Source organism: Limosilactobacillus mucosae, assembly GCF_046939755.1.
In the GTDB taxonomy this organism is placed as follows: Bacteria; Bacillota; Bacilli; order Lactobacillales; family Lactobacillaceae; genus Limosilactobacillus; species Limosilactobacillus mucosae_A.
The window spans coordinates 1-273 of sequence record NZ_JBKZAY010000123.1 but is presented as its reverse complement, the minus strand read 5'-3'; the positions used below and the strand labels follow the sequence as shown (position 1 = coordinate 273).

General features: G+C 45.1%; 1 protein-coding gene. It reads left to right on the top strand.

Features of this window, described 5'->3' with window-relative positions; all coding sequences use genetic code 11:
- On the top strand, positions 1 to 261 hold a 261-nt coding region (locus ACLUWI_RS10480), incomplete at its 5' end, for a zinc ribbon domain-containing protein (protein ID WP_412147256.1).
- Positions 262 to 273 lie beyond the last annotated feature (12 nt).

Genomic DNA, 273 nt, shown 5'->3' with positions numbered 1-273 from the left:
GATGTTGGCTGGCGGTCTTTCTTGGGGATGTTGTCATACAAAGCCGACCTTTATGACCGTCAATTTATCACGGTCAGCCCTAAAAACACGACCCAAACCTGTCATGACTGCGGTTTTGTAATGGGAAGTGACGGGACCGAAAAGCTGACACTGGCAGATCGTGAATGGGTATGTCCACGGTGCCATGTTCATCATATCCGTGATTATAATGCAGCACTGAATATTCTAGAAAAAGGACTCCAGAAACAACAAAAAGCCTAGTCAAAAAACTAG